Consider the following 18,596-nt stretch of genomic DNA (forward strand, 5'->3'; position numbering starts at 1 on the left):
AAGGAGGACTATCCTATGTTTAAAAAATTATTCGGTCTTGGTTCAAAAACAAATGAAGAAACAATCGTAGCTCCATTAACTGGAGCAGTGAAAAATATTGAAGAAGTACCAGATCCAGTATTCGCTGGTCGTATGATGGGTGACGGTGTTGCAATCGATCCTACTGAAGGTGTAGTTGTATCTCCAGTTGATGGTGAAATCGTACAATTATTCCACACAAAACATGCTATCGGAATTAAAGCGAAAAATGGCACAGAAATTTTAATCCACGTTGGATTAGAAACTGTAAAAATGGAAGGCGAAGGTTTCGAAGCTCACGTTTCTGAAGGCCAAGCTGTAAAAGCTGGAGATAAATTAATCTCATTCGACTTAGAATTAATCCGTGAAAAAGCGAAAAGCACAATTACTCCAATCGTTATTACAAACACAGATGCAGCTGAGTCTATTAAGACAACTGTAGGCGTAACAGCTACAAAAGGTTCAACAGAAGTAATGAAAGTTACAATGAAATAATTGCTGTATAAGAGGAATCCGTTTCGTATGAAATGGATTCCTTATTTTTGTTGCATATTCAGTAGGTATGTTAAAATACTCTGGGCACTTGGAAATAGGGTTTCACATATATGTGGATAAGGCGCATTTTTCTTAGAAAAAATATAAGAGAAATGCGCCTTTTGTATATTCACATTTCTTTTGTTCTATTCTAATGTAAGTTATGATGAGTGGTAAGAAATCGAATATAGGGGTGGGTTTGGATGAAACGAGTATTATTTGTTTGTACTGGCAATACATGTCGTAGTCCAATGGCTGAGGCGTTGCTTCGTCATCACGGAGGAGATAGGTTTGAAGTACAATCTGCCGGTGTTTTCGCCTATCCTGGGAGCGATGCATCGGTACATGCGAAGGAAGCTTTAGCTGAAAAAGGGATTTCAATTGACCATACCGCGCAGCAAGTAAACGAAACTTTGCTTGATTGGGCTGATATTGTCGTAACGATGACAGAAAATCATAAACAAATTGTACTTGGGCATTATCCGAGTGTTGAAAAGAAATTGAATACGTTATATGGATTAACTGAAGGTATAGGCAAGGACATTTCAGATCCATTTGGAGGCTCGCTTTCTATTTATAAAGAAACGTTAGATGAGATGGAAAAACTTGTACAAACTTTACTGAAAAAACATTCGGTAGGTTGATGTTTCGTGTATAATACGATATTGAAGATCACTTCGTCCTATTGAGGTAGCGAGTGTGAAATGAAGATAATTGATTGAAACTTTGGAGGGGTAAAAATGAAAGTAGTAATAGCATCTGATCACGGCGGTATGAATATCCGCAAAGAACTTGTAAATTTATTAGAAGAGTTAAATATTGAATATGTTGATTTAGGTTGTGAATGTGAAGCTGGTTCTGTTGATTACCCTGACTTTGCGTTTCCAGCAGCTGAAATGGTAGCGAATGGTGAAGTGGATCGTGGTATTTTAGTTTGTGGGACAGGCATTGGTATGTCAATCGCAGCAAACAAAGTAAATGGTATCCGTTGTGCGTTAGTTCATGATACTTTCAGCGCGAAAGCAACGAGAGAGCATAATGACACTAACATGCTAGCAATGGGCGAGCGTGTAATTGGTGCTGGTCTAGCGCGTGATATCGCGAAAATCTGGTTAACAACTGACTATGAAGGTGGTCGTCACGAAAACCGCGTAGGAAAAATTAAAACATACGAAACAAAGTAATACATTCTAACTATCAGTAGTGTGAAATATAATTTGGTGAACCAACCTGTGAAAGGAAGAGGCGTAATGACAGAAATCGTAAAGGTAAGAGAACAGCTACAAATGTCGCTTTCTGATTTCCAAGAACAAGCTTCATTACAAAGCGGTCAAATTTTTGTAGTGGGTTGTAGCACGAGTGAAGTGCTAGGCGAAAGAATTGGAACATCAGGAACGATGGAAGTAGCAGAGGCGATTTTTTCTGAGTTAAAACAATTTCAAGAGCAAACAGGTATTGAATTAGCGTTTCAATGTTGTGAGCATTTAAACCGTGCTTTAGTGGTTGAGAGAGAAGTAGCGATAAAATATCAATTTGAAATTGTAACAGTTACGCCTGTTAGATCAGCAGGTGGTGCATTGGGGACATATGCGTATCACAATTTGAAAGATCCGGTAGTAGTTGAGTTTATTAAAGCAGATGCAGGAATGGATATTGGTGATACGTTTATTGGTATGCATTTAAAACATGTAGCTGTTCCGGTTCGTACAAGTGTGAAGGCAATTGGAAGTGCACATGTAACGATGGCCAAAACACGTGGAAAACTAATAGGTGGAGCACGTGCTGTTTACGCGGTGGCGGAAGAGACTACCACTTGCAGTTAAATATGAGAAATTAGGAAGTCATATAGTAGCTGTTTATCATAAGATAAAAGGTATGTTGTCTGACTTTATAGTAGAAGAAAGAAAAGACCGATTTTCGGTCTTTTTTTTCTTTTATGATATAGAAAGTCATGTTAGAATGTAGTTGAAAACATGAAGGTTCGAAAGAATTACAACCTGAATTTTCGTTTTTTCTGAATAAATAAGAAAAAACTGTTGGGAATTGATGTAATTCGTTCAGAAAAGGGGGATTTTGGTGGATCATTTAAAACGTCAAGATGAAAAGGTATTTGCTGCAATTGAGGCAGAACTAGGAAGACAGCGTTCGAAGATTGAGTTAATTGCTTCGGAAAACTTCGTAAGTGAAGCAGTAATGGAGGCGCAAGGTTCTGTTTTAACGAATAAGTATGCTGAAGGATATCCTGGAAAACGTTATTATGGTGGCTGTGAACACGTAGACGTAGTAGAAGATATCGCACGTGATCGCGTGAAAGAAATTTTCGGCGCAGAGCACGTAAATGTTCAACCACACTCTGGTGCACAAGCGAACATGGCAGTATACTTCACGATTTTAGAGCAAGGCGATACAGTACTTGGTATGAATTTATCTCATGGTGGTCACTTAACACACGGAAGCCCTGTTAACTTCAGTGGAGTACAATATAATTTCGTAGAATATGGCGTGGATGCTGACTCTCACCGTATTAATTACGATGATGTATTAGCAAAAGCGAAAGAACATAAACCAAAATTAATCGTTGCAGGTGCAAGTGCATACCCTCGTGTTATCGATTTCAAGCGATTCCGTGAGATTGCAGATGAAGTGGGCGCTTATTTAATGGTTGATATGGCACATATCGCTGGTTTAGTAGCTGCTGGTTTACATCCAAATCCAGTACCACATGCACATTTCGTTACAACGACAACACATAAAACGTTACGTGGCCCGCGTGGTGGTATGATTTTATGTGAAGAGCAATTTGCAAAACAAATTGATAAATCAATCTTCCCTGGTATTCAAGGTGGTCCACTTATGCACGTAATCGCTGCAAAAGCTGTTGCGTTTGGTGAAGCACTTCAAGATGATTTCAAAACATATGCACAAAATATCATTAACAATGCGAACCGCTTAGCTGAAGGTCTTCAAAAAGAAGGACTTACACTTGTTTCTGGCGGAACAGACAATCACTTAATCTTGATTGATGTTCGTAACTTAGAAATCACAGGTAAAGTAGCAGAGCACGTATTAGATGAAGTTGGTATTACAGTGAACAAAAACACAATTCCATTTGAAACAGCAAGCCCATTTGTAACAAGTGGTGTACGTATCGGTACAGCAGCTGTAACATCTCGTGGTTTCGGTTTAGAAGAAATGGATGAAATTGCGTCACTTATTGCTTATACATTAAAAAATCATGAAAATGAAGCTGCATTAGAAGAAGTACGTAAGCGTGTAGAAGCGTTAACTAGCAAATTCCCAATGTATCCAAATCTATAATAGATTGAAGAAGACTGCCGAGACTTAATTGTTTTGGCGGTCTTTTTTGTGGACATATATTATTTTTAAAGTATGTATACAAATGATGAATAAATTTTGGCGATATAATGAAGGATACAGCTCCCATAATTGGTAAAGATACTAGATAGATTCATCGTAAAATCATGATTTTTCCAAATTTGCCCTTGAATATTAGTAGCGTTTTCTTTACAATCGTAAATAGTGTAAAAAAGCGTGCAAACGCATGAATATCATCTAAAGGAGAGATTCACATGGGAAAACTGTATGTATTTGATCACCCGTTAATTCAACATAAGATTACATATATTCGCGATAAGAATACAGGTACGAAAGATTTTCGTGAATTAGTGGACGAAGTAGCAAGCTTAATGGCTTTCGAAATTACTCGCGACCTTCCGCTTAAGGACATCGAAATTGAAACGCCTGTAAGCAAAGCGACAACAAAAGTGATCGCTGGTAAAAAACTTGGTTTAATTCCGATTTTACGTGCAGGTTTAGGAATGGTTGATGGAATTCTGAAATTAATTCCAGCAGCAAAAGTGGGACACGTTGGTTTATACCGTGACCCTAAAACATTGCAACCGGTAGAATACTATGTGAAACTTCCAACGGATGTAGAAGAGCGCGACTTTATCGTACTAGATCCGATGCTAGCAACAGGTGGTTCTGCGGCTGAAGCAATTAACTCTCTGAAAAAGCGCGGTGCGAAACAAATTAAATTAATGTGTATCGTTGCAGCTCCAGAAGGGGTAAAAGTAGTACAAGAAGAACATCCTGATGTTGATATTTATGTAGCAGCATTAGATGAGAAATTAAATGACCACGGATATGTAGTGCCAGGTCTTGGTGATGCTGGTGACCGTTTATTCGGAACGAAGTAAGACAACTGACGAGCAGGGGAGATTCCCCAGCTCGTCTTTTTTGTTGTAAGCAAGTAGGGGAGGGGGAGAGGATAAATATACATCGTATATACAACATAAGTTGCATACACCTCACATATAATATAGAAGTCTTACGTCTGAGGAACACTATATTATGGAAGGAAAGCGTTATATCTCGAAAATATAATAGTGACAAACTTGTGAACATTTCCTTCTATTATAAAGAGAAAACTGTTAGAAATTGCATATATGTAACCAGTATTTAGAAGGGGAACGTTTTCATTTTTGGGAGGAAATGCCTAATACTCAAATTTTTAGATTTTTTACGATTTCTCGTTGACACTGTTAATACCCTATTGTATGCTAACAACGGGGATAGATGGTAGGGCTTTCAGTGACAAAATTACATCTATTCCGTGACGAAAATGTAAACTTTTTGTTTTGTATAGGATTTATGCAAAAAAATGAGTTATTATTAACACATCGTGAATGAGGGTTACATATTGGAGGGATGAATCCTTGCAAAAAAACGATCGCAGCCATATAAAAGCTTATGCTTTAATGTCAGGTATTCTTGCTCAATTAGTCGGTTCTATTCTTGTTGGAATCTTTGGTGGGCAGTGGATTGATAATAAGGTTGGAACGTTTCCGTTGTTTCTTATTATAGGGTTATTACTCGGACTAGGAACAGGGGTATACGCAATGATTCGACTCATTCGACATTACTATTCGGGAGAGCAATGATGATAGACGTACATGGACTTGTCCAAAGACAAAAGAAATATATGTACTACTTGCTTGCGCTTCTAGTGCTAGGATGGGGATTTACCTCTTACAAGGATGTATTTCTTGGACTGATTATCGGGACGATTTTCAGTTTTCTTAGTTTGCGCATCATTGCACGTAGAACAGACAAGCTGCTAGATCGCGTAACAAATGGAGAAAACGTGAAGTTCAAGGCAACAGCGGTAAGTACATATTCAAGATTCGCCACGATTGGGTTATTAATTTTATTTGCAGCCAAATATCAAGAGTTAATCGCGATGTGGGGCCTAGGTGTAGGATTGCTGACAGGATACCTTGTCATGATCATAGATTTTCTTTATTTAGAGTATAAGAGCAGGGAAGAGAGGTGAATTACTAGTGGAACACGGTAAATTAGTTGAATTTCTAGGTTTAACGTTCGATTTGTCATCAGTTATGATGGTTACTGTAGCAGCAGTTATTGTTTTCTTAATCGCTGTTATCGGAACTCGCAGCTTAGCTCTTCGCCCAACCGGGATGCAAAACTTCATGGAATGGGTGTTTGACTTCGTGAAAGGGATTATCAATAGTACGATGGACTGGAAAACAGGTGGACGTTTCTTAACGCTTGGCGTTACGCTTATCATGTTTATCATCGTATCGAACTTCCTTGGTTTACCATTCATGTATTCAGCAACTGAAGCTGGCGAACATATTGCATGGTGGAGATCACCAACGTCTGATCCAGCAGTTACATTAACATTAGCCGTGATGGTAGTTACCCTCACCCATTATTATGGAATTAAGATGAAGGGTACGAAAGAGTACGTAAAAGGTTATTTCCAACCTATGAAATTCTTATTCCCATTAAAGGTTATTGAGGAGTTTGCTAACACATTAACGTTAGGTCTTCGTTTATTTGGTAACATTTATGCAGGTGAGATCTTATTAGGATTACTTGCTAAGTTGGGCGGAGCATCAGTCCTTGGGGCATTAGGTGCGCTTGTACCAATGTTAGCATGGATGGGATTCAGTGTATTCGTTGGATCAATCCAAGCATTTATTTTCGTTATGTTAACGATGGTTTATATGGCTCATAAAGTAAGCCATGACCATTAATATAATTTAAGTAAGAAAAAATTTATTTTTTTATAATACAAAGGAGGACAAATTAAATGAGTTTAGGTGTAATCGCAGCTGCAATTGCAATTGGTTTATCAGCATTAGGTGCAGGTATTGGTAACGGTCTTATCGTATCACGTACAATCGAAGGTGTTGCTCGTCAACCAGAATTAAAAGGCGCACTTCAAACAATTATGTTCATCGGGGTTGCTTTAGTTGAGGCACTTCCAATCATCGGTGTAGTTATTGCATTCATCGTAATGAACAAATAAGGGAGACTCCCCTTACATAGATGGCGAAGAGTGTTTTTCCGAACTTTCTTCGCCATTGCTTTATGAATGAAACGTATGTCTTTTTTTTTCATATGATCAATTTAGATATTTTGAAGGGAGTGAATCCTTGTGCCAACTTTATTATTAGGTGCTGCCATTCCATTTGGAACGATTGCTTATACATTGTTCATTTTCTTACTTCTATTAGTAATGCTACGCAAATTTGCGTGGGGTCCTTTAATGGGAATTATGAAAGAACGTGAAGAGCATGTTACTAATGAAATCGACGCTGCAGAAAGAAGTAATGCTGAGGCGAAGAAGTTAGTAGAAGAACAACGTGAAATGTTAAAACAATCACGTGTTGAAGCACAAGAGTTAATCGAAAGAGCGAAAAAGCAAGCTGTAGATCAAAAAGATGTTATTGTTGCTGCTGCGAAAGAAGAAGCAGAATCAATTAAAGCATCTGCTGTACAAGAAATTCAACGCGAAAAAGAGCAAGCAATTGCTGCTTTACAAGAACAAGTTGCTTCTTTATCTGTTCAAATTGCTTCTAAAGTAATTGAAAAAGAATTAAAAGAAGAAGATCAAGTGAAGTTAATTCGCGATTATATTAAAGAAGTAGGAGAAGCGCGATGAGCAATGGGATTGTAGCAAAACGTTATGCTGTCGCTCTTTTTAAAATTGCTAAAGAAAAACACGTATTAGAAATGTTTGAAGAGGAATTACGCCTTGTACAAAACGTTTATGTAAAGAACGGAGAACTACATAGCTTTTTAACGCAACCGAACATTTCAAAGGAACAAAAGAAAACGTTTCTTGCAAACGTATTCGGATCTGTTTCTGAATCTATTTTAAATACGTTATATATTTTAATTGATAGCAAACGCATTGATATCTTACCTGAAATTGCAGATGAATATGTTGTTCTTGCTAATGAAGAACGTAACGTAGCGGATGCAACTGTATATTCTATTCGTCTTCTATCTGAAGAAGAGAAGCTTAACATTGCAGAAGCATTTGCAAAGAGAACGGGAAAAGATGCAATTCGCGTGAAAAATGTTGTAGATGAAGATTTACTAGGCGGAATTAAAGTACGCATTGGAAACCGCATTTATGACGGAAGTTTACAAGGAAAATTAGCACGTATTCAGCGTGAATTAATGAAGAATAGATAGGGGTGAAGCACATGAGCATCAGAGCTGAAGAAATTAGCGCACTGATAAAGCAACAAATCGAGAACTATCAGTCTGAAATCGAAGTTAGTGATGTTGGTACAGTTATCCAAGTTGGTGACGGTATCGCGCGTGCTCATGGTCTTGATAACGTTATGGCTGGTGAACTTGTAGAGTTCTCTAACGGCGTTATGGGACTAGCACAAAACTTAGAGGAAAACAACGTAGGTATTATCATTTTAGGACCTTACACAGAAATCCGTGAAGGTGACGAAGTTCGTCGTACTGGTCGCATCATGCAAGTACCAGTAGGAAAAGAACTAATTGGTCGTGTTGTAAACCCATTAGGTCAACCAGTTGATGGTTTAGGCCCAATCAATACAACAAACACTCGTCCAATCGAAAGTCCAGCACCAGGTGTAATGGATCGTAAATCTGTTCATGAGCCACTTCAAACAGGTATTAAAGCGATCGACGCTCTTGTACCAATTGGCCGTGGTCAACGTGAGTTAATCATCGGTGACCGTCAAACTGGTAAAACAGCAGTTGCACTTGATACAATCATTAACCAAAAAGATGAAGATATGATTTGTATCTATGTAGCTATCGGACAAAAAGAATCAACTGTACGTAACGTAGTAGAAACACTACGTAAGCACGGTGCATTAGAGTACACAATCGTTGTAACTGCATCTGCTTCTCAACCAGCTCCATTATTATACTTAGCTCCTTATGCTGGTGTAACAATGGGTGAAGAGTTCATGTACAATGGTAAACACGTATTAGTAGTATATGATGACTTATCAAAACAAGCAGCGGCTTACCGTGAGCTGTCATTACTATTACGTCGTCCTCCAGGTCGTGAAGCTTATCCAGGGGATGTATTCTACTTACATTCTCGCTTATTAGAGCGTGCAGCAAAATTAAGTGATGCAAGAGGCGGCGGTTCTTTAACTGCACTACCTTTCATCGAAACACAAGCAGGGGACGTATCAGCATACATCCCAACAAACGTAATTTCTATTACGGATGGACAAATCTTCTTACAATCTGACCTATTCTTCTCTGGCGTACGTCCAGCGATCGATGCGGGTACTTCTGTATCTCGTGTAGGTGGATCTGCTCAGATTAAAGCAATGAGTAAAGTATCAGGTACACTTCGTCTTGACCTTGCATCTTACCGTGAGTTAGAAGCGTTCGCTCAGTTCGGTTCTGACCTTGATAAAGCAACTCAAGCGAAATTAAACCGTGGTGCTCGTACTGTTGAGGTATTAAAACAAGGATTACACAAACCGTTACGTGTAGAGAAACAAGTTATCATTCTTTACGCTTTAACACGTGGATTCCTAGATGATATCCCAGTAGTAGATATCACTCGTTTCGAAGAAGAATTCCATGCTTGGTTAGATTCTAATGCGACTGACTTATTAGAAGAAATCCGCACAACTAAGAAACTTGCGGATGACGACAAATTTGCAGCAGCAATTAACGGATTTAAAAAAGTATTCGTAGCTTCTGAATAATAATAAAAGTGAAGCCGACTGTTCAGCCTCATCGGCTAAGAGGCGGAACTAGATTAATAAAAGCGGAAGCGGCTCGTACAAGCCGCCGACGCTAGATAATATATAAGGCATCTCAGACTCTGAGATTGCTGACGGTTATGTAAAGGAAAAGAGTAGGTGCACCTATTCTTTTCCTTCAATCATGAGCAAGAATATCTTGCAACGTAGATTAGGAAGAGGATTCTTACTAATCGTGCCAACTTCCGGAAAAAAGGTGGTGAAAACCTGTGGCATCTTTACGCGATATAAAAGCGAAGATTACCTCGACAAAGAAAACGAGTCAAATTACGAAGGCGATGGAGATGGTATCTGCATCTAAGTTAAACCGTGCAGAGCAAAATGCTAAATCTTTCGTTCCGTATATGGAAAAGATTCAAGAAGTAGTAGCGAGCGTTGCGCAAGGAAGTAAAGGAATTAATCATCCAATGCTAAATGCGCGTCCTGTAAAGCGTACAGGATACATCGTTATTACATCTGATCGCGGACTAGCAGGTGGTTATAACAGTAACGTATTACGTACAGTAAGTAACGTAATTCGTGAACGTCATAATATGGATTCAAATCAATATTCAATTATTGTACTTGGACGACTAGGACGTGATTATTTAAAACGTCGCGGCTTTAACATCATTGATGAAGTAGTTGGATTATCTGACCACCCATCATTTACTGATATTAAAGATCTTGCTTCTCGAGCAATTGCGATGTTCGCAGATGGTGCTTATGATGAGCTGTATATTTACTACAACCATTACGTAAGTAAAATTTCACAAGAAGTAACGGAAAATAAAATTTTACCGCTTACTGATGTGGCGTCTGACAAACCGACGACAGCTTATGAATTTGAACCTTCTGAAGAAGAAATTTTAAAAGTATTATTGCCACAATACGCAGAAAGCTTAGTGTACGGTGCATTACTAGATGGTAAAGCAAGTGAGCACGCAGCGCGTATGACAGCAATGAAGAGTGCTACAGACAACGCAATGGAAGTTATCGATTCACTTACACTTTCATTCAACCGTGCGCGTCAGGCAGCGATTACGCAAGAAATTACGGAAATCGTTGGTGGAGCAGCAGCGTTAGAATAGTAATAAAAAGTGGAAGCGGCTCGTCCAGAACAGGAGGGCATTGGAGCTCCTGACGAAGAGGCGTAGTTTGCCTCACAGGAAGGCGCGAAATGACCGACTGTTCTAGCCGCTAGAACTAGATTCAATAAAAAGTGGAAGCGGCTCTTTCAAAAGAGTCGCGTAAGCTAAACTAATAAAAAATTAAAAGCCGACTTCGCTTAGAGAGCTGGCTAATTAAAAGAAAGCTAGGAGGGAACCCGATGAATAAAGGGCGCGTTACGCAAATCATGGGTCCGGTTGTAGACGTTAAGTTTGATGGCGGAAAGCTACCAGAAATCTACAACGCCCTTACGGTAAAACAAAGCAACGAAAACGGAAGCATGAACTTAACATTTGAAGTTGCACTTCATTTAGGTGATGATACAGTTCGTACAGTTGCGATGTCTTCCACAGATGGACTTGTTCGTGGCACAGAAGTAGAAGATACTGGTAAAGCAATCTCTGTACCAGTTGGTGATGCAACACTTGGTCGTGTATTCAACGTATTAGGTGATGCAATTGACTTAGATGGTGAACTTCCTGCGGATGTACACCGTGATCCAATTCACCGTCAAGCACCTGCATTCGAAGAATTATCTACTAAAGTAGAAATTCTTGAAACTGGTATTAAAGTAGTAGACTTACTTGCTCCTTACATTAAGGGTGGTAAGATCGGCCTATTCGGTGGTGCCGGCGTAGGTAAAACAGTATTAATTCAGGAATTAATTAACAACATCGCACAAGAGCACGGTGGTATCTCTGTATTCGCTGGTGTAGGTGAGCGTACTCGTGAGGGTAATGACTTATACCATGAAATGAGCGATTCTGGCGTAATCAAGAAAACTGCGATGGTATTCGGACAAATGAATGAGCCACCTGGAGCACGTCAACGTGTTGCATTAACAGGTTTAACAATGGCTGAGCATTTCCGTGATGAGCAAGGACAAGACGTACTTCTGTTCATCGATAACATCTTCCGTTTCACGCAAGCGGGTTCTGAAGTATCTGCCCTTCTTGGTCGTATGCCATCTGCGGTAGGTTACCAACCAACACTTGCAACAGAAATGGGTCAATTACAAGAGCGTATTACATCTACAAATAAAGGGTCTATCACGTCTATCCAAGCGGTATATGTACCAGCCGATGACTATACTGACCCAGCACCAGCTACAACATTCGCTCACTTAGATGCAACAACAAACTTAGAGCGTCGTTTAACACAAATGGGTATTTACCCAGCCGTAGATCCATTAGCATCTACATCTCGTGCACTTTCTCCAGAAATCGTAGGAGAAGAGCATTATGAAGTAGCACGTCAAGTGCAGCAAACTTTACAACGTTACAAAGAACTTCAAGATATCATCGCTATCTTAGGTATGGATGAGTTATCTGAAGAAGATAAGTTAGTTGTACATCGTGCTCGTCGTATTCAATTCTTCTTATCTCAAAACTTCCACGTAGCTGAGCAGTTTACAGGTCAAAAAGGTTCTTACGTACCTGTAAAAAATACAGTTAGTGGCTTCAAAGAAATTCTAGAAGGAAAATATGATGACCTTCCAGAAGATGCATTCCGCCTTGTTGGTAGTATTGAAGAAGTTATTGAGAACGCGAAGAAAATGATGGCGTAAGGCCTTAGGAGGGACGAAGTATGAAGACATTTCCAGTCAGTATTGTAACTCCTGATGGACCGGTTTACGAAAAAGAAGTAGAAATGGTAAGTGTAAAAGCAGAGAGTGGGGAAATGGGGATCTTACCAGGTCACATTCCAACTGTTGCACCATTAAAAATTAGTGCAGTTCGTCTGAAAAATGGTGGACACACTGATTATGTAGCAGTAAGCGGTGGCTTTATCGAAGTTCGTCCAGATAAAGTAACTGTATTATCATCATCTGCTGAAGAAGCAAACCATATCGATATCCATCGTGCAAATGAAGCGAAGCGTCGCGCTGAGCAACGTATGCAAGACAAACAAGCACATGTTGACTTTAGACGTGCAGAAATGGCATTACAACGTGCTGTGAACCGTTTAAATGTTTCTGATATGAAGTAAAAAAATCCGTAAGGGCCTTGCCTTTACGGATTTTTTATGTGTTTTATGGTTAATTTTACAAAACTGGTATAATTATATTGATGCTTGTATAAGTAGAAGTGTACAGCAATTTATATTTTATGAAGGGGATGAATCAATGATCGGTGAAATGAAACGAGAAGCATTGTACTCTTTAAAGGGGAAATGGGGACTAGGTGTTGGATCAACGATTTTATATTTTATTTTAAGTTATGTCGTTTCGATGGCTGCAATGCTTATACTTTTAATTCCAGGAATTATTATATTTTTCTTAGTTGTTAGCTTAGCTGGGTCAGTTGAGGCGGAAACGATGTCAATTGGAGCAGCTATTACATTTGGGATTTTCTATTGCATAATGATTATTTTGAGTAATGCATCTTATGGTATTACCTCATACGGTTACACGAATGTGTTTCTACAAATTAGTAAACGAGAAGATGCTAAAGTAGATTACTTGTTTGAAGGATTCCGTGGTTTTAAAAGAATGATGAAAACAATGTGGGCAATGCTTGCGATTTTGTTATATACAGGTACATGGATTCCGATGTTGTTAACAGGTTTATTCATATTCTTAGGTGAAGAAGGAAATCTGTCGTTTAAAATAGCTTTCTTCGTACTATTAGCAATTTCAATTGTTGGTATGATTGTGATGTATTTTTCTTATGCACTGACGTACTATGTGATGATTGAAAATCCAGAATATAGTGTTTCGCAGGCGATGAAGGAAAGTAAGAATCTTATGAGGGGTCATAAGTTAGATTTGTTTCTTTTATGGCTGAGCTTCATAGGCTGGGTTGTTTTAGCGCTTCTTACTTTTGGAATAGGATTTCTTTGGCTTAGTCCGTATATGAGTACAACGACAGCACACTTTTATCGCTACATTTCAAAAGGTGAATTTCAATAGGAACATGCTATACTAATAGAATTATTGTGTATAGGAGGCGAGGCTACGCATGATTAGTGATCTAAAAGGAGAAGCACTAGATTCATTAGAAGGGAAATGGGGATTAGCTGTTGGAGCTACACTGCTCATTTCAATTCTTATCACGGCTTTTAGTTTTAGTGTTGATTGGGGATTTTCTTTAATTTTCGGTTGGCAAAAAACAAATGGTTCACTTTCAACGAATATTCTTACATTTTTTGTTACTGGACCGTTAACTTTAGGTGGATATTACCTTGGTTTAAATATCCTTCGTGAAAATCAAGCTAGTATCGGTAATGTATTCATTTGGTTTTCAGAGGGAAAGAGATTTCTAAAATCATTTTTATTATATTTATTAGTAAATCTTTATCTTTTCTTATGGACGTTATTGTTCATTATTCCAGGTATTATTAAATCATTTTCTTATGCGATGACATACTTTATTATAAATGATCATCCTGAGTATTCACTGAACCAAGCTATTACAGAAAGTCGTCGTATGATGGATGGACATAAGATGGAGTATTTCATTTTATGTTTAAGTTTTATCGGTTGGTTTATATTAAGTTGTATTACGTTAGGGATTGGATTCTTATGGTTAATTCCATATTTCTACACAACATCTGCGGCTTTTTACGAAGAGATCGCAGAAGAATATTATGAGAAAAATATTTAGCACTATAAAACCCCCAGTATGAATTATTTGTTCATACTGGGGGTTTTTTGTAGAAACTTTATAAATTGATTGCTAGTAAGTGGTTTACTGAAATAGTAACCTTGCATATATTTACATTTATGTTTTTGCAGAAAGTTAAGCTGTTTTTCGGTTTCAATTCCTTCGGCAACGACTGAAAGATTTAAAGTATTTGCGAGGGAAAGGATTGTAGAAACGATGGCTCGTTCTTCAGGACGATGATCAGCTAATTGTGTAAATTCTCTCGGTACTTTTAATGTGTCGATTGGAAAAATTGATAAATAAGCAAGAGAAGAATACCCAGTACCGAAGTCATCAATGGAAGTTTGGATACCGTATTCTTTTAATTGCTTCAGTCTCAATAACGTTTCTTTCTCGTCAATCATTGCAATTCTTTCTGTTAACTCGAGGGTTACATATTTTGGATCGACTTGCACGTCGTTTAATATTTGTGAAATGTTTTCGATTAATTGATCTTGCCGGAACTCTTTTGCAGATAAATTAACACTTATTTTTAAATTTTGGTAGCCAAAGGTATGCCATATTTTTAATTGGAGACAAGCTTCTTGTAATACCCAATGTCCAAGTGGGACTACTTGTGGCGTCTCTTCTACAATTGGAATAAACTCACATGGTGAAATGTCACCTAATAGCGGGTGTTTCCACCGTATTAAAGCTTCAGCACCGATAATTTTATTTGTTGTCGTATCGATTTGTGGTTGATAAACGAGATAAAATTCTTTGTTTACTAAAGCGATTGGCAAATCTTTTTCGATTCGAGCTTTTCGTTCCATTTTTTTATATAGTTCTTTCGTGTAAAGAGAGCTACCGTTTTTTCCTTTATTCTTTGCTTCGTACATGGCCATATCAGCATGCTGCAAAATGGATAGCGGATCTTCACCTGCTTCAGGATATATTGCAATTCCGATACTTGGTGAGATTTGTAAATGTTGATTTTCGATTTCAAATGGCTCATTCATGGCCGCTACAATCATATCAGCCATTTTTTGGACATCTGGCTTTTTTTTGTAATTTTCGATAAGGATCGTGAACTCATCCCCAGCTAGCCGTGCGAGTTTCATATTTGATGTTGATATTCTTTCGAGCCTTTTTGCTACTGCGATAAGCAATAGGTCTCCTACTCGATGACCGAGGGTATCATTAATAACTTTAAAACGGTCTAGGTCGAGAAACATAACAGCAAAAGACTTTTTCGATACTTTTGCTCGTGCAATTGCCTGTTCTAAATGTTGATGAAATGCACGACGATTTGCAAGCTCTGTTAAAGTATCATGGTATGCTAGGAAATTAATTTGTTCTTGTTGTTGTTTGCTTTCCGTAATATCTTTAATCATTAAATAAACCCCAGAAATTTTCTCTTTTAAAAAGATCGGTACGGCGGTAACGTGCAAGTAGTAAATATCTCTGTTTTTATGGTACGCCCGTATTTCTAAAGAGATAGAATATCCCTTTTTTACACGATGAAAGGCGTTAATCATTTCTTCTAAATCTTCTTCGTATATGAGTGAATAGTAAGGCTGATTTAATAATTCATTCGTTTGATAACCAAGTAAAGTAGTACCAGCGTTATTTACTTTGAGAAAATTACCGTACAAATCTAATGTGAAGATTGGATCTGGATGATGCTCGTATAAAGATTTAAACATTTGTTGATTATGATAGAGTTCATTTTTCTGTTCTACTAAATCTTCTGTACGTAGTTCAATTTGTTTCTCGAGTTCTGAGTTGAATTGCATTTGAGCTAGCAATAATATTTTATTTTGTTTTCGAACTAAACTATGACGTATGAGAACGAAAGAGAAAGTTATTATAAGTCCGATTACTATAATAGGCGCAAAAACGTATTCGACTAATATAAAAACAATAAGCATTACTACCGAAATATACGGTAATGATAATCGGATTGCTTCACCAATTTTAAGTGTTAGTAGTACTTGTTCTTGTTTTTCCGGTTCTTTTGTATGGAGAATACAGGCAATTGCTACTAGTACTAAGGTTACTTGATAGAAAGGAGTAACTGTAAACATAGAATACTCTGGTATGAAGTATTTTATATAAGCATAAATCGCATCGGTAGTAGCATATAAAATTAAAGCACTGCCAAGAAGCGCACCAACCTTTTTAGGTAATAAGGATAGTGGTTTGAATAAAAGATTGATTCCTATTAAGAGAAAGAGTAAATCAGCCATTGGATAGGTAAGTTGAACAAATATGTCGATATAGGATGTTGTAAAGATGTGAATGGTTCGTTCAATAAGTAAGTAGTAACTTAAAGTAAATTGGGCTGTAACGATAATACAAATATCACATAGCATAAAAAGTTTTTCTAATAAATCTCGGTTGTAAATGATTTCGTATAGAAAGGCAAATGCAAAACTAACTAAAAAAAGTAAGTAAAAAAAATCAGACGGATCAACGAACGTATAGAAGTCCTTTACAATTAAACGCTGATAGGCAACGACTATATCACCGATAAAATAAGAGAGAGCTCCAACAGATAATATGATCCAAAATAAACGAGGTAGCCCTTCTTTCGTGTTTGAAAAGTAAAGAATATAACTATAAGCGATAATATCAATTAATAGGGTACTCGTTCCGATTAATAGCTGAAAAGGAAATGAGTATTCATATAGAAAAGGCATCGCTACGTAGTGAAGCGTTATGGACAGTAATGCAATGCTTATAAGAATACTTACATGTGTTTGTTTTTTCATTTATATCACCTACGGTTCCTTGAAAAGCATATATAAGTTTTATATTTATTTTGCACAATTATAGCAAGTTGTAAAGATAGATTTTAATAATTCTTGTTTCTGTCTCCCAACATATCGACATAGGAATTTGAAGTTTGCTATAATGATTAGAATAGTTGCATTATTTAGAAAAATTTAAAAATAATAATTACTGCAACTAGGACATATTGTTTACTATGTGAACTTGTTCTTAATTTAGGGGGGAGGGTTTCACAATGGCAAGTGTATATGAAAATAGTTATATGATCGTTTTGATTTTCTTGCTATTAGGTATATTGCTGCCGGTAGTGGCTCTTACATTAGGCAGGATGCTGCGCCCAAATAAACCAAGTGCAGCAAAGGCTACGACGTATGAGAGTGGAATTGAGCCTTTTCACGATGCAAATATTAGGTTTCATGCTCGTTATTATATTTTCGCTTTATTGTTTGTGATCTTTGATGTAGAAACTTTATTTTTATATCCTTGGGCTGTTGCGTATGACAAGCTAGGTTTATTTGCATTAATTGAGATGCTCATCTTTGTTGTAATGTTGCTAGTTGGATTAGCGTATGCTTGGAAAAAGAAGGTGTTACAATGGTTATAAATTTTGAGGAATTACATCCAAATGAGCGAGCAGAATTAGAACGAAATATCTTTTTTTCTACATTGGAACAGTTGAAAGGATGGGCGAGGAGCAATTCTTTATGGCCGATGACATTCGGACTGGCGTGCTGTGCAATTGAAATGATGGGAGTAGGCTCATCACATTATGATTTAGATCGATTTGGGTCATTTTTTCGAACTTCACCAAGGCAATCGGACGTCATGATTGTATCGGGAACAGTAACGAAGAAGATGGCTCCTATTGTTCGGCGTTTATATGATCAAATGCCTGAACCGAAATGGGTTATTGCGATGGGATCTTGTGCGACAGCAGGTGGTCCGTATGTAAATTCATATGCTGTTGTGAAAGGTGTAGACCAAATCGTACCAGTTGATGTGTATATTCCTGGTTGTCCCCCAAATCCGGCTGCTTTAATTTATGGAATTAATAAATTAAAAGAAAAAATTCGTTACGAAGCAAAGACCGGGAAGCAGGTGACGAATAAATGAGTAATCCAAACAAAGATTTAGAGGATCTGAAAAAAGAAGCAGCTAGGCGTGCAAAAGAAGAAGCGAGAAAACGCCTTGTAGCGAAACACGAGGCGGAAATAAGTGAGCTTGAGGCAGAAGATCAAGAAAAAGAGAAAGCGCTACCAAAAAATGATGATATTACTATAGAAGAAGCAAAACGACGTGCAGCAGCGTTAGCGAAGCAAAAAAGAGAAGGAACAGAAGAAGTAACGGAAGAAGAAAAAGCGAAAGCCAAGGCGAAGGCAGCAGCGGCAGCAAAAGCAAAAGCGGCGGC

Annotated in this window: 22 protein-coding genes and 1 pseudogene; 22 read left to right on the forward strand and 1 reads right to left on the reverse strand. The window is 37.8% G+C overall.

What is annotated here, in order from left to right; all coding sequences use genetic code 11:
* Positions 1-15: 15 nt before the first annotated feature.
* The 19 genes from DN400_RS19180 (at position 16) to DN400_RS19275 (ending at position 14,416) form a co-directional block, all read left to right on the forward strand.
* Entirely contained in the window at positions 16-513 is a 498-nt protein-coding gene (locus DN400_RS19180; RefSeq protein WP_000473666.1) for a PTS sugar transporter subunit IIA, read from the forward strand.
* A gap of 242 nt (positions 514-755) precedes the next feature.
* Positions 756-1,196, forward strand: a complete 441-nt coding sequence (locus tag DN400_RS19185; RefSeq protein ID WP_000832375.1) for a low molecular weight protein arginine phosphatase — start codon at positions 756-758, stop codon at positions 1,194-1,196.
* A gap of 96 nt (positions 1,197-1,292) precedes the next feature.
* Positions 1,293-1,736 (forward strand): ribose 5-phosphate isomerase B, encoded by a 444-nt coding sequence (gene rpiB / locus DN400_RS19190; protein ID WP_000869539.1) that lies wholly within the window; start codon positions 1,293-1,295, stop codon positions 1,734-1,736.
* Positions 1,737-1,802: 66 nt separating this feature from the next.
* Positions 1,803-2,375 (forward strand): TIGR01440 family protein, encoded by a 573-nt coding sequence (locus tag DN400_RS19195; RefSeq protein WP_000136377.1) that lies wholly within the window; start codon positions 1,803-1,805, stop codon positions 2,373-2,375.
* A 253-nt stretch (positions 2,376-2,628) separates the two neighbouring features.
* Positions 2,629-3,870 carry a serine hydroxymethyltransferase gene (gene glyA / locus DN400_RS19205; protein ID WP_000349806.1) on the forward strand — a complete coding sequence of 414 codons (1,242 nt, stop codon included), beginning with the start codon at positions 2,629-2,631 and terminating at the stop codon, positions 3,868-3,870.
* A gap of 272 nt (positions 3,871-4,142) precedes the next feature.
* A complete protein-coding gene (upp, locus tag DN400_RS19210; RefSeq protein ID WP_000517539.1) occupies positions 4,143-4,772 on the forward strand; it encodes a uracil phosphoribosyltransferase in 630 nt (209 codons plus the stop codon).
* A gap of 379 nt (positions 4,773-5,151) precedes the next feature.
* Positions 5,152-5,265, forward strand: a complete 114-nt coding sequence (locus DN400_RS19215; RefSeq protein WP_000232962.1) for a DUF4024 domain-containing protein — start codon at positions 5,152-5,154, stop codon at positions 5,263-5,265.
* Positions 5,266-5,291: 26 nt separating this feature from the next.
* Positions 5,292-5,516 (forward strand): AtpZ/AtpI family protein, encoded by a 225-nt coding sequence (locus DN400_RS19220; RefSeq protein WP_001171223.1) that lies wholly within the window; start codon positions 5,292-5,294, stop codon positions 5,514-5,516.
* Positions 5,516-5,908 carry an ATP synthase subunit I gene (locus DN400_RS19225; protein WP_000567600.1) on the forward strand — a complete coding sequence of 131 codons (393 nt, stop codon included), beginning with the start codon at positions 5,516-5,518 and terminating at the stop codon, positions 5,906-5,908. Before DN400_RS19220 ends, DN400_RS19225 begins: the two co-directional genes overlap by 1 nt.
* Positions 5,909-5,915: 7 nt before the next feature.
* Entirely contained in the window at positions 5,916-6,635 is a 720-nt protein-coding gene (gene atpB, locus DN400_RS19230; RefSeq protein WP_000399871.1) for a F0F1 ATP synthase subunit A, read from the forward strand.
* Between the two features lie 56 nt (positions 6,636-6,691).
* A complete protein-coding gene (gene atpE / locus DN400_RS19235; protein ID WP_000052064.1) occupies positions 6,692-6,910 on the forward strand; it encodes a F0F1 ATP synthase subunit C in 219 nt (72 codons plus the stop codon).
* Positions 6,911-7,039: 129 nt separating this feature from the next.
* A complete protein-coding gene (gene atpF, locus DN400_RS19240) occupies positions 7,040-7,546 on the forward strand; it encodes a F0F1 ATP synthase subunit B (protein WP_001142618.1) in 507 nt (168 codons plus the stop codon).
* Positions 7,543-8,085 carry a F0F1 ATP synthase subunit delta gene (gene atpH, locus DN400_RS19245; RefSeq protein ID WP_147801867.1) on the forward strand — a complete coding sequence of 181 codons (543 nt, stop codon included), beginning with the start codon at positions 7,543-7,545 and terminating at the stop codon, positions 8,083-8,085. Before atpF ends, atpH begins: the two co-directional genes overlap by 4 nt.
* 11 nt (positions 8,086-8,096) lie before the next feature.
* Positions 8,097-9,605 carry a F0F1 ATP synthase subunit alpha gene (gene atpA, locus DN400_RS19250; RefSeq protein WP_000027521.1) on the forward strand — a complete coding sequence of 503 codons (1,509 nt, stop codon included), beginning with the start codon at positions 8,097-8,099 and terminating at the stop codon, positions 9,603-9,605.
* Positions 9,606-9,871: 266 nt separating this feature from the next.
* Positions 9,872-10,732 (forward strand): F0F1 ATP synthase subunit gamma, encoded by an 861-nt coding sequence (gene atpG, locus DN400_RS19255; protein WP_147801868.1) that lies wholly within the window; start codon positions 9,872-9,874, stop codon positions 10,730-10,732.
* A 239-nt stretch (positions 10,733-10,971) separates the two neighbouring features.
* Positions 10,972-12,378: a F0F1 ATP synthase subunit beta gene (gene atpD, locus DN400_RS19260; RefSeq protein ID WP_001032596.1), complete on the forward strand. Its 1,407-nt coding sequence runs from the start codon at positions 10,972-10,974 to the stop codon at positions 12,376-12,378.
* Positions 12,379-12,398: 20 nt separating this feature from the next.
* Positions 12,399-12,800, forward strand: a complete 402-nt coding sequence (atpC, locus tag DN400_RS19265) for a F0F1 ATP synthase subunit epsilon (RefSeq protein WP_000847215.1) — start codon at positions 12,399-12,401, stop codon at positions 12,798-12,800.
* 136 nt (positions 12,801-12,936) lie between these two features.
* A complete protein-coding gene (locus tag DN400_RS19270) occupies positions 12,937-13,722 on the forward strand; it encodes a DUF975 family protein (RefSeq protein ID WP_098850835.1) in 786 nt (261 codons plus the stop codon).
* A gap of 49 nt (positions 13,723-13,771) precedes the next feature.
* A complete protein-coding gene (locus DN400_RS19275) occupies positions 13,772-14,416 on the forward strand; it encodes a DUF975 family protein (protein ID WP_023523558.1) in 645 nt (214 codons plus the stop codon).
* 23 nt (positions 14,417-14,439) lie between these two features.
* Here DN400_RS19275 and DN400_RS19280 read toward each other — a convergent pair whose 3' ends face one another.
* A complete protein-coding gene (locus DN400_RS19280; protein WP_147801869.1) occupies positions 14,440-17,169 on the reverse strand; it encodes a putative bifunctional diguanylate cyclase/phosphodiesterase in 2,730 nt (909 codons plus the stop codon).
* A gap of 254 nt (positions 17,170-17,423) precedes the next feature.
* On the opposite strand from DN400_RS19280, the gene nuoA reads away from it, so the two are divergent.
* From nuoA to DN400_RS19295, 3 genes and pseudogenes are all read left to right on the forward strand, one after another.
* Positions 17,424-17,792 carry an NADH-quinone oxidoreductase subunit NuoA gene (gene nuoA / locus DN400_RS19285; protein ID WP_000179273.1) on the forward strand — a complete coding sequence of 123 codons (369 nt, stop codon included), beginning with the start codon at positions 17,424-17,426 and terminating at the stop codon, positions 17,790-17,792.
* Positions 17,783-18,301: an NADH-quinone oxidoreductase subunit NuoB gene (nuoB, locus tag DN400_RS19290; protein WP_000236331.1), complete on the forward strand. Its 519-nt coding sequence runs from the start codon at positions 17,783-17,785 to the stop codon at positions 18,299-18,301. The genes nuoA and nuoB overlap by 10 nt, the downstream gene beginning before the upstream one ends.
* Positions 18,298-18,596, forward strand: a pseudogene (locus DN400_RS19295) (NADH-quinone oxidoreductase subunit C); the annotation flags it as partial. The gene nuoB and the pseudogene DN400_RS19295, both read left to right, overlap by 4 nt.

The organism is Bacillus sp. AR8-1 (assembly GCF_008042345.1).
In the GTDB taxonomy this organism is placed as follows: Bacteria; Bacillota; Bacilli; order Bacillales; family Bacillaceae_G; genus Bacillus_A; species Bacillus_A cereus.